Origin of the sequence: Mycolicibacterium brisbanense (assembly GCF_001570425.1) — a bacterium.
Lineage (GTDB): Bacteria > Actinomycetota > Actinomycetes > Mycobacteriales > Mycobacteriaceae > Mycobacterium > Mycobacterium brisbanense.
This window is the reverse complement of sequence record NZ_BCSX01000044.1, coordinates 111,433-123,348: the sequence shown is the minus strand read 5'-3', so window position 1 is coordinate 123,348 and position 11,916 is coordinate 111,433. Positions and strand designations below refer to the sequence as shown.

Here is an 11,916-nt window from a genome sequence, read left to right as displayed (position 1 = left end):
GCGCGGCTACCATTCGAACCGTGTCAGGCCTCGAGGATCATCCCGCGGTGACGGTTGCCGCGGGCGCGGCAGCAACCGCCGTCGGCGGCGTGGTCGCGGTCTATCGCGGCGCTGAGCGGTTGCCCGTGCTGGGTGGTCTGCTCAAGCAGGTGCGTGGAGATCTGTCGCAACGCGGTGAGCGTGTCATCGCCGCCGGCATCGAACCGGTGAAGGCGCTCGTGACGGCCGTGGCCGTGCAGGTCGTCGACATGGTCCTGGATGAACTCGACCTCAACGAGTTGGTGCGGCAGCGCGTCGACCTCGTCGGTCTGGCCAATGAGGTGGTCGACGGCATCGATCTGCCGACAATCATCCGCAGGTCCACCGATTCGGTGACCGCCGAGGTGATGACCGACGTCCGCAGCCAGGGCGAGCGGGCCGACGATATGGTGTCCGGCTTCGTCGACCGGTTGCTGGGGCGCGACCGGGACCCGTCGTGAGTCAGGAGGCGCGCCCGGCGGGCATCGTGAGCCGGGGGGTGGCTGCGGTCATCGACTTGGCCGTCGTCGGTATCGTGCTCTCGGCGTTGTACGTCGGCCTGATCCTGACGCGATTGATGTTCGGCCCCACCACATTCAGCCTGCCGACCGTTTCCGCGATCTTCTCGTCGGTGGTGATGTTCGCGGTGTCGGTTCTCTACCTCGCGGGCTGCTGGGTGGTGTCGGGCTGCACGGTCGGAGCCGTGGTCATGGGGCTGCGGGTGGTGGGTCGGCGGTCCGAGCGACTCGGACCGGTGGTGGCGCTCGTCCGCGCGGTGGCCTACGTGTTGTTCCCGGTCGGCCTGCTGTGGGTGGTGGTCGACGCACGGCGAAGGTCGTTGCAGGACATCGTCTTGGGCAGTCGGGTGGTCTACGCCCGGGTGTAATCCGGTTCCGCTGCGGCGCGGCGGTCCACACGGTTGGATGAGCGTCATGTCGAACCACTTCACCGGGTTGAGCCTCGGGCCACCGCTGGGCGATCAGCGACTCGATCTGTGCGACCTGTACGCCTTCCAGTCACCGGCGGACCCGGCCCGCACGGTGCTGATCCTCAACGCCAATCCGCAAGCCGACTTTCTGCACCCGGACGCCATCTACCGGCTGGCCATCGACAACGACGGCGACCTGCGCAACGACATCGCGTTCAGCTACGTGTTCTCCCAGCCGGTCGACGGCCGTCAGACCGTGGACGTGTACCTGGCCACCGGTGACGACGCGGAATCCCCCGAGGCCGTGGGGGAGCGGATCTTCGGTGGCGTCGAGGTGTCGTTCGGGAAGGAACCGGTGATCGCCCGCACCGATGACTACACGTTCTTCGCCGGTGCCCGCAGCGACGCCTTCTTCTTCGACTTCGACGGCGTCAAGAACCTCTTCGACATCCGCGGCGGCCGCAACTTCACGGCCCTGCACCTCAGCGGCCAATACCCGTGGACAGGTGTGGATTCCAACACCGAGGCCAATGTGTGCTCGATGGTCATGGAGTTACCCACCGAGCAGCTCGGCGCCGACCCGGACATCCGGATCTGGGGTCGGTGCAGCGTGCGTGTCGATGGTGAGCTGCAGCATGTGGACCGCGCCGGGCATCCGTCGGTCAGCAGCTTCTTCAACACCGACGACACCAAGCTGGAGTACAACGCCAGCGTGCCGATCCACGACCGGGAGCGCTGGATGGCTCAGTTCATCCACCTGCTGGGGCATACCGGTGGCTACTCGGACGACGAGGCGATCGCCGCCATCGACGCCGAGGGCATCCTGCCGGACATGTTGACGTTCGACCCGTCGAAGCCGGCCAAGTATCCGAACGGCCGCGTGTTCACCGACGACGTGATCGACTATCGGCTGGCTTCGCTGACCAAGGGCGACTGCCCGCCGTCAGGCCTGAGCCCGCACACCGATACGTTGCAGGTGTTCCCGTATCTGGGGCCGCCGCACTGAGGTATCCACAGCGGCCTCTCAGTTGGTGTGCCTTACCTTAATTAGGTGACGCTATCCGACGCGGTGCCGAACCTGCTGATCGGTTTGCGGGAAGGCCTGGAAGCGGGCCTGGTGGTGAGCATCCTGCTGGCTGCCGTGCACAAATCCCCGCTGGCCGACGGTGTCCGCCGGCCCACCGCGCCTGTCTGGCTCGGTTTGCTGGGTGCGCTGACGGTGTCCGCGAGCTTCGCGACGGTGCTGAGCGCGACGACGAGCTCACTCGGCGGCGTGGGCCAGGACATCGTCGGTGGCTTGCTGAGCATCCTCGCGGTGGTGCTGGTCACCGCGATGATCTTCTGGATGTCGCGCACCGCGGCCCACCTGTCCGGCGAGCTCAGTGGCAAGGTGGCCGAGGCGTTGATGCTCGGGTCCGGGGCGCTGGCGCTGACCGCCTTCCTGGCGGTCGCCCGCGAAGGCCTGGAGACCACGCTGTTCTTCTGGACCGCGGCCAAGGCCGCCGGGGAATCGATCGGCCCCATCCTCGGCGGCGCCGTCGGCCTCGCGATCGCCGTCGTGTTGTGCTGGTTGCTGTACCGGCGATCGGTCCGGATGAACCTCAAGACCTTCTTCACCCGCACGGCCGTGGTGCTCATCGTCATCGCCGCGGGCATCCTCGCCTACGGCATCGGTGATCTGCAGACCGCGGGCTGGCTACCCGGCCGGTCCTGGTACGCCTTCGACCTCAGCGGTCACATCTCCGCCGACTCGTGGTGGGTCACCATCGTCACCGGCATCACCCAGCTGACCCCACGCATGACCGTGCTGCAGGTGCTGGCGTGGGCCGGCTACCTCGTCGTCGTCATACCGGCCTTCCTGCGCTCGTCGCGGCAGGCCCCGGCGCCGGTGAAACCGACAGAGCCGGCGGAACCCTCCGCTGTGAGCCGGTTGATCGCCCACCGGCCGGTCGCGGTGGCCGTCGCCGTCGTCGTGGTGCCCGCCGTGCTCGCCGCCGCGGTCATCGCGCTGCTGCCCGGCGCCTCCGCCGACGCCACCCGGGTGACCGTAACCGCGGACTCGTGCGCGGCGGACTGGTCCACCGTGCGCGCGGGCAACCAGACGTTCACCGTCGTCAACAAGTCCGGCAAGACCGGCGAGATCAACCTGGTGGACGCCAACAACGGCGTCGTCGCCGAGATCGAAACCCTCGGCCCGGCCACCAGCGCGCCGATGACGGCCAATCTGGGCTCCGGCAGCTACAAGTTCACGTGCCTGCTGGCGGGGAAGCCCGCGGTGGTCTCGCAGGCCAAACAGGTCAGCGGACAGGATGTTCCGGGCGCCCCGGCGCCGATCGTGCGGGTCACCGAAGACGACCTGAAGCCGGCCATGGCGGCCTACCAGTTCTACGTCGACGGTCTGCTCGCGACGCTGAGCGACCAGGTGCACCGCATCAGGGCCGACCTTGCCGACGGGAACACCGGTGCGGCCAAAGCGGATTGGACCGCCGCGATGCTGACCTGGAACCGCGTCGGCGCCGCATACGGCAGCTTCGGCGACTACGGCGACGCCATCGCGGGCCTGCCCCACGGCCTGCCCGGCGGTGTCGACGACCCCGACTTCGCCGGCTTGCGCCGCCTCGAATACGGCCTGTGGCACGGACAGCCGCCCACCCAGCTGATGCCCGTCGCCGATGCGCTGGCCACCGAAGTGGCCAAGCTGCGGGTCAACCTGTCCGATGCCATGCTCGAGCCCGCCGACCAGACCAAACGGCCGCACGAGATTCTCGAGGACATGCTGCGGTTCCAACTGGCCGGCTACACCAACCAGGGCGCGGGCACCGAGTACGCCGAGACCGCCGCGTCGGTCGAGGCGACCCGCGCCGTACTCGGCCAGTTCGCCCCACTGATCACGCCGCGGGCACCGAAGTTGTTGGGGCAGGCCAATTCTGACCTCGACGCACTGGATGCCGCGTTGCGTGCGACCCGCTGGGTGCCGCTGAGTCAGGCGTCTGCCGCGCAGCGTGCCGCCGTCAACGCGGCGTTGGGACAGGCACTGGAGACGCTGGCCTCGGTGCCGCTCGTCATCGAACTACCGGTCAGCCGTTAGGAGCCGCAAATGGATGTCAGTCGAAGGCATTTCCTGCGTGGCGCCGCCGCAGGTGCCGCGGGAACCGCGATCACCGGTGCCGTGCTGCTCGAAGGCAAGGCGGTGGACGCCAACGCGGCGACCGTCGCCGCACCGCCCGAGCGCTATCCGTTCCACGCCGAGCACCAGTCCGGCATCCTGACGCCACCGCCGGCCGAGAAACAGAATTTCGCCAGCCACATCGCCTTTGACGTCACCGCCAAGGACAAGGCCGGGCTGGCACAGACTTTCGCCGCCCTCACCGAGCGGGCCCGGTTCCTGACCGGCGGCGGCACGCCGCCCGAACTCGGGATATCGCAGCCGCCTGCCGACAGTGCGGTGCTGGGCCCGGTGATCCCCGCCGACGGGCTGACCGTCACGGTCGCGCTGGGCGCCAGCCTGTTTGACGGGCGATACGGCCTTGCCGATCGCAAACCCGCCAAGCTCAAGCCGATGACGTTGTTCCCCAACGACTTTCCCGATCCGCAGTGGACGCACGGCGACGTGCTGGTGCAGCTGTGCGCACACAATCCCGACACCGTGCACCACGCGCTGCGCGACATCATGCGCAGCGTGCGTGGCTCGATGCAGATGCGGTGGCGCATCGACGGATACAACTCACCGCCACGCCCGTCGGGCACCGGCCGCAACCTGCTCGGCTTCAAGGACGGCACCGGAAACCCGGTTTCACAAGACGCCGCCAACCTGATCTGGGTGACCGACCCGGCCGAGCCGGCCTGGTCGCACGGCGGCAGTTACATGGTGGTCCGGCTCATCCGGATGCTCGTCGAGTTCTGGGACCGCGTGTCGATCAACGAGCAGGAGCGCATGTTCGGTCGCCGCCGCGACAGCGGGGCGCCGCTGGACGGCAACAACGAGTTCGACAATCCCGACTACGCCGCCGACCCGGCAGGCAAGACCATCCCGCTCGACGCCCACATCCGGCTGGCGAATCCACGCACGCCCGCCACCGACAACCAGCGGTTGCTGCGCCGGTCCTACAACTACGACCTGGGCGTCGACCGCAACGGCAACATGCAGTCCGGGCACGTCTTCGTGTGTTTCCAGCAGGACATCGACCGGCAGTTCGAGACCGTGCAGCGCCGCCTCGACGACGAACCCCTCGTCGACTATGTGCAGCCGTTCGGCGGTGGCTACTTCTTCGCGTTGCCGGGTCTGGCCGACGACCGTGACTGGTACGCAAAGGCTTTGCTGAGCTGATCACCGCGAGCGTGCGCTGAGTGCGAATGTCGCCGCGATTTTTCGCACTCAGTTCACGCTCGCGGCAGCAGTTGACCAGAAACTACGGCTTGATGCGGATCTTGCCCGGTTTGTAGAGCCCGCTGTGGGTGGCGGTGCCGAGTTCGATCGTGGCCGGCTTCGCGTCGACGATGGTGTCGAACTTGCGCAGCGAGCCCCAGTCGCGGCCCCAGTCCTTGTTGAGGTAGGCCGCCATGACATGTTGCCGCAGAAGCACATCGGTGATGCCCAGCAGGCCACCGTTGAGGCCGTCCTCCCAGGTGTCGGTGTCCTTCATCTTGGCGTTGTAGTCCGGGGTGATGCGGAACTTCGGGATCTCGGTGACACCGTTGGCGTGCAGCATCGGGTGCTGGCACGGGAAGGCCAGGCCCACCGCCCAGTCCATCAACACCGGCTGCTCCGAGCCGATGTACTGCTGCACGGTCTTGACCTCGGGCACCCGCGGCGGGGTGACGGCGATCCAGTCGCCGGGGGTCAGGGACTTGTCCTCGGCGATGATGCGCACGAACGTCGCGTCGGCCGGGATCTGGCTGCGGTCGAACCGCAGGTTGCGCCACGACGGGATGGGCCCGAGGTCATACGGAACCAGCCGGCCCGCGGCCACCGGCGCACCGCCGGGACCCGGACGCCCGTATTCCAGCTCGACGGTCTGGCCCTCGGTGCGGCCGTTGAAAACGCTGTTGCCCGTGATGGTTCCGGCGGCGGTGACGACCACCAGCGGATGCCCGGCGTCGGGTGCGGGCAGCTGGTACCAGGCCGACGCGAGCTTGCTCTCCTGTTGCGCAGGCCCTTCCACGTAGCTGCCTGCCACCGGCACCCGGGCCGGGTCGAGGCCGTAGGGCAGCGGCACGGTCGACCCGTTGATGCCGGGGGTCTTCAGCTTGGCCGCGGCGTCCCAGTCGGAGTCGATGCCGGGCATCGGCACTGTCAGCCGGATCGCCTCGGCGACAATGTGATCCGGCACGCCATTGGGGGTGAAGCCGGTCGGTGCCGCGCCGCCAAGCGGCCCAAGTGGGCCGTAGTCCCCGGGCAGCGGGGTCAAGAAGCCGTTGTTGGGGTCGGGTTCGACCAGGACGTCGTCGGCCAACCCGCAGCCACCGGCCAGTGCCTGCAGGTTCGACGACGCGTTGGAGTAGGTCCCGGCCTGACGCACCACGCCGTAGAGCATCGACCCGACGAACACCACGCACATGAACCCGGCAGCCACCGGCACCGGTGCCGTGGTGAGCAACCGCGTCACCCTGCTCTCGGTGCCCGGCCGGAAATGCAGCCAGAATGCCCACAGTCCGGTGACGATGAACAGCGTGAAGAAGATGGCGCTGACGGTGATGCCACCGATGGCCGGCTTGTCGTTGTTGAACGGCACGCCATAGCTGGAGACGTACCACCAGCCGTTGGTGGTGGCGAAACACAGTGCCATGACGAACAATACGGCCGAGGTGAACGCCATGCGGTTGCGCGCCGAGCGCAGCACCACCGGCGAGGCCAGCACGGTGACCACCGCTGCCATCGCCGCGCCCACGGCGGCGAACAGACCGAAGTGGTGCACCCACTTGGTCGGGGTGAACATCAGGCAGAACATGGTCGCGAAGATGATGCCCATCAAGCGCCACACCGGCCCGCGGGCCACGCCGGGAACCCGCTTGCGCCGCAACATGATGAACATCGAGGTGAACAGGCTCAGCGCGGTGATGATGAAGCCGAACCGGCGCGACAGCGAACCGTCGACCGTCGGCAGGATCAGGTAGTAGTACCGCAGATTCTCGGTGTACCAGGCCTGGCTCGGTCCGATGGCCGTGCGAATCCTGGTGGCTTCCAACACCGTTGCCAGGGTCTGGTCGGCGAACACCACGGTGAGGATCACGGTGCCCGCGGCCAGCAGCGGCAGCACCAGCGGCCACACGCCGACCCGGCGACGGCGATGCACCAGGATGCGCAGCAGCGGGCGGCCACCGGCCAGCAGCGCGGCCACCGCGATCAGGCCGGTCGGCTGGATACCGAGCGTGAACGCCGCGGCGATGATCGCCAGCGCCGCGGGGGTGAGTCGTTCGGAGATGATGGCGCGCTCGATCAGCACGTAGGTGATCAGGGCGCCCGTGGCGATCTGGCCCTCGGGACGCAGACCGTTGTTGAACGGCATCCACGCGGCCATCAGCACCAGGCCGGCAGACCACAGCGCGGGCTTGGAAGCGATGACGGCGGGCCCGAGCCGGGGCAGCACCTCACGCGAGAGCAGCAGCCAGCACACCAGCGCGCAGATCAGGTCGGGCAGCCGCATCCAGATGCTGGCGTCGCTGACGTGGGTCATCAGCGCCAGCAGGTTGTAGAACCAGCCGAACGGGTCTTCCGGGCTTCCGAACCAGCGGAAGTAGTTCGACATGTATCCGGCGTGATCGGCCACGCGGGCCATCTGCAGGATGTAGCCGTCGTCGGACGAGTTGGCGCCGATCACGTGCCACACCAGGAAACCGCCGACCACCACCACGTCGACCGCACTGAACGTGCGCCACCGCGACGGGATCAGGCTGTGCATCCGGCGGCCGTCGAGCCGGTCGAGGCGCCACAGTGCCAGCACCGCGATCACGGTGGCCGCGATGCCGAGCAGCATCGCCGTCAGCTTGAGCGCGGTGGGTTTCGTGGTGAACCGGGTGTCGATCGTTGCCGACAGTGAAAGCCCTTGTGGCGCAGGGCCGCTCAGCTCGGTGAAGACGCCGACGATCGACGGCCGCAGGTTCGGGTCGGCGAAGCCGGTGCGCAGCTCTTTCCCGTCGGTACCCGTCAACCCCACGAACGTGGCGAATGTGCCCGCTTCCGACGAGGTGATCTCGATGCGCGAACAACCCGGGGGGCCAACGGCTTTCTCCCGCGGCACGCTGGAGATCACCACGTTGCGGTCGGTGATGTCGACGCGCTTGCTGGTGACGTTGACGAACAGCGCGTTGAGCGGGGCCTGCCTGCCCTCCTTGGGTGCGGTGCCCAGCACCAGGCCGCCCTCGGGCGGCAGGGAGCGGATCAGGTCACACGGGATCGTCGCCGTCATCTTGACCGGAGTCTCGGTGATCAGCGGCGCCGTGACGCTGTTCAGCTGCCCCTCCTGGGGCCAGTTCAGCGTCGCCGTCGTCTGGACCACCGGCAGCAGCGGCGTCAGCACCGAGCACAGGAAACCGATCAGCCCGGCGATCATCGCGACCCAGCGGGCGGTCTTCACGTCCTTCGCCGCCGTCGGCGCGCTCTCGGCAGGCTTCAGTTCCGTCGTGGTCATGGCAGGGCCCGAATCGGTCCGGGCCGGCTGAAGCCGAACACTCGCTTGGTTCCTTGATCGATGTGGGCGACGGGCGCCAGCTCAGGCGGTACCACCGGGTCGTATTTCTCGATCGAGCCCCAGTCCCGATACCAGTCGTTGCGCAGGTACGTCGGGATGGTCGACGTGCGCAGCAGCGCCTGGATGAACAGGAAGGGGCCACCCTTCTGGGCGGACTGCCACATATTCGACGACACCACCACTTGCTTGACGTTGGGCAGGATGCGGTACTGCGGCAGTTCGGCGACACCGAGGTGCTCGGAGAACGGGCGCTGGCACGGGAAGTTCGCGGCGGTCGCGATGTCCATCATGATGGGCGTCTGCGAGCCGAGGAACTGCTGCGCGGTCTGCAGGGTCGGCACCCGCGGCGGCGTGAAGCCGAACCACTGGTCGTCGCTCAGGTTCGGGTCGTCGGCGACGATACGCGCCACGTTGGCCTCCGGCGGCGCCCAGGCCAGCGGGAAGCGCAGGTTGCGCCAGGCGAATTGGGCGAACACGTCGATCGGCTGCACCGAGTCCAGCGCCTGGTAGCTGCCGTCGGGACGGTGCACGCCCCACTGCAGCTTCAGCGACTGCCCGTAGTGGAATTCGTGCTCTTCGTCGTAGTACCAGATGGCTCCGGCGGCCGCGACGGTGACGAGCGGCCGGTCGGGGCTGCGTGGCGGCAACTGGTACCAGGCCGAGGTGGCCTTGGCGGCTACGGTGTTCTCCTTGTAACTGCCCATCACCGGGGTGCGGGCGGGGTCGAGGCCGAAAGGAAGGAACACGCGGGATCCGTTGACGCCGACCGGACCGTAGCCGCCACCGGTGCCCGCGGCGTAGGCGATGCCGACGTTGGGCTTGTTGGGGGAGCCGTCGGAGTTCACGGTGCCAGGGTTGGCGACGACGGGTTTCGGCGGCTCCAGCGTGTCGCTGATGCCGTTGGGGTTGAAGCCGACCGGGTTCTCCCCGCCGAGCGGCCCGTACTCGCCGTAGGTCTGGCCCGGTACCGGCTGCAGCATGCCCGCGTTGGTGTCGGCCTCGACCAGCACGTCGTCGGCCATGGCGCAGCTGGTATTCGAGAGCCCCGAGGCCAGTGTCCGCACGTTGGCTGCCGCCGTGGTGTAGACGGGGTAACGCTGCACGAAGCCCTTGGCCATGGAGCCGACTTCGAGCACGACCATGATGATCGCGACCACCAGCAGCGGGGTGGACGCCAGCACGCGGTTGCGGCGGGTGTTCGCCACTTCGGTGTGCCCGGCGTAGTCGATGCGGAAGTGCAGCCAGCCGGCCAGGACGCCCGTGATGATGGCCAGCACCAGGAACATCGACGTCACCGGATGCCCGGCGATCACCGGCTGACGGTCGAACCACGGAACGCCGTAGTTGCCGATGTAGAACCAGCCGTTGATGCCGGAGGTGGCCCAGGCCAGCACGAACAGCAGCGCCGTCACGTACAGCGCGAGGTTGCGTCGGCTGTGCAGGCCGACGAGGGCGAACGCGAACGCGGTCACGCCGCCGAGCGCCCCGGCGAGCCCGGCGAACTCGCCGAATTGCACGGCCCACTTGGTGGGGGTGAAGTGCAGCAGCAGCAGGCCGATCGCGGTGACCCCGAGCAGCCGCCACACCGGCCCGCTGGCCAGCCCGGGCACCCGGCCCTTGCGCAGCAGCACGGCGATCATGCCGAACAGGCACAACAGCATGGTCAGCACCGCGAACCGCCGGGTCAGCGAACTGTCCACGGAATCTTCGACGGTGAGGAAGTAGTAGCGCAGGAATTCCTGGTACCACGAGATGGTCGGCCCGACGGTGTACTTGATGCGAGCAGATTCGGCGACGGTGGCCAGGGTCTGGTCCCGGAAGACGATGACGAACACGAGCGCCGCGGAGCCGGCCAGGCCGGCCAGGGCGGGCAGCGCGATGCGCCGCGCGCGGATGATGCCGACGACGCCGCGCGCCCCGACCAGCAGCGGGGCCAGCGCGATGAGGCCCTGCGGGGCCAGTGTCACGCTGAACATCGCCACGATGATGGCCAGGCAGGCGGGCCACAGGCGGTGTGTCGCGATGGTGTTCTCGATCAGCGCCCATACCGCGAGCACGCCGAACGCGATCAGCGGCTCAGGGCGCAGTCCGTTGTTGAACGGCAGCCAGGCAGCCACGAACACCGCGCCTGCCGTCCACACCGCGATGCGGTTGGTGGCCATGCGGCGGCCGAGCCTCGGAAGCACCCAGCGGCTCAGCAGCAGCCACGTCGCGATGCCGGCCAGGGTGGCGGGCAGGCGCATCCACACCCCTGCGGTGCTGATCGCCGCGAAGTGCGCCAGCACCGACTGGTACCAGTCGAACGGCGCTTCACTGGTGCCGAAGTAGCGGAAGTAGTTGGCGTTGTAACCCGCATCGGCGGACACCCGCGCGATGGTGAGGTTGTAGCCGTCGTCGGACGAGATGGCGCCGATGACGTGCCATAGCAGCAGCGCCCCGACGACGCCTGCGTCGGCGATCCACGTCGCGACCGGCACCCGCAGGAACCGGCGCCACGCATTCGGGACGCGCCTGCCGCCGAGGCGGTCGAGCACCGCCAGCGCCACGATCGAGGCCACCACGCAGACCACTCCGAGCACCATCACCAGCATCTTGAGCGCGGTCGGCTTGGTGATGAACCGGGTATCCACGTCCACGCGGGCCGACAGGCCGGGCTGCGGCCCCACCTTGAGCTCGGTGAACATTCCGGCGACCTGGGGTTTCTTCTCGACAGCCGCGGTGCCGGTGGCGCCGGGGATGCCGACGAAATCCGCGCCGACGCCGCCAATGTTGGCCCAGACATGCAGGGCGCTGCAGGCGCCGGAGGCCACCGCGGCCCGCGGAGCCACCGCGGTGACGGTGTCGCGGAACGCCACGAAGACGGTGTCGGCGGTGGCCCGGACGAACAGCCCGTTGCGGGTGGCGTCGATACCGCCGGGCGGGATGGTGGAGAACACCAGCCCGCCGGGCGCCGGCAGGGTGCTCACAGCGGTGCACGGGATCGACACGTCGAGGGACTGCGGGGCCCCGGACACCAGCGGCGCCGTGATGTCGGTGATGTTGCCGTCGCTGCCGGTGCCCTGTGGCCACAGGATGGTCGCGGTGGTTTGGCTGACGGGCAGCAGGGGTACCAAACCGCACAGCACCACACCGGCGACGCCGGCGATGATGGCGATCAGGCGTGCGATGTGGGACCGGTCAGTGGCTGCACTAGCTGTCTCTGGTTCATGTCGCTCATCGCCCGGCACGAGGCTCGATGGTATGCGACCCACATGTGAACCCCGGTTTCCCCTGCCGCGTGGC

The 11,916-nt window shown here is 68.3% G+C and carries 7 protein-coding genes; 5 read left to right on the top strand and 2 right to left on the bottom strand.

What is annotated here, in order from left to right; translation table 11 throughout:
• Positions 1-20: 20 nt before the first annotated feature.
• The 5 genes from RMCB_RS24925 to efeB are packed head-to-tail and all read left to right on the top strand — an operon-like array spanning position 21 to position 5,273.
• Positions 21-479, top strand: a complete 459-nt coding sequence (locus RMCB_RS24925; RefSeq protein ID WP_036424714.1) for a hypothetical protein — start codon at positions 21-23, stop codon at positions 477-479.
• A complete protein-coding gene (locus RMCB_RS24920) occupies positions 476-904 on the top strand; it encodes an RDD family protein (protein WP_062830897.1) in 429 nt (142 codons plus the stop codon). The genes RMCB_RS24925 and RMCB_RS24920 overlap by 4 nt, the downstream gene beginning before the upstream one ends.
• A gap of 46 nt (positions 905-950) precedes the next feature.
• Entirely contained in the window at positions 951-1,952 is a 1,002-nt protein-coding gene (locus tag RMCB_RS24915) for a DUF4331 family protein (protein WP_062831003.1), read from the top strand.
• 45 nt (positions 1,953-1,997) lie between these two features.
• Positions 1,998-4,034, top strand: coding sequence for an iron uptake transporter permease EfeU (gene efeU / locus RMCB_RS24910; protein WP_062830896.1), 2,037 nt, complete (start codon positions 1,998-2,000; stop codon positions 4,032-4,034).
• A 9-nt stretch (positions 4,035-4,043) separates the two neighbouring features.
• Positions 4,044-5,273: an iron uptake transporter deferrochelatase/peroxidase subunit gene (gene efeB / locus RMCB_RS24905; RefSeq protein WP_062830895.1), complete on the top strand. Its 1,230-nt coding sequence runs from the start codon at positions 4,044-4,046 to the stop codon at positions 5,271-5,273.
• 82 nt (positions 5,274-5,355) lie between these two features.
• Here efeB and RMCB_RS24900 read toward each other — a convergent pair whose 3' ends face one another.
• Positions 5,356-8,574, bottom strand: coding sequence for an arabinosyltransferase domain-containing protein (locus tag RMCB_RS24900; RefSeq protein WP_062830894.1), 3,219 nt, complete (start codon positions 8,572-8,574; stop codon positions 5,356-5,358).
• Entirely contained in the window at positions 8,571-11,861 is a 3,291-nt protein-coding gene (locus RMCB_RS24895) for an arabinosyltransferase domain-containing protein (protein WP_201028346.1), read from the bottom strand. Before RMCB_RS24895 ends, RMCB_RS24900 begins: the two co-directional genes overlap by 4 nt.
• Between the last annotated feature and the right edge of the window lie 55 nt (positions 11,862-11,916).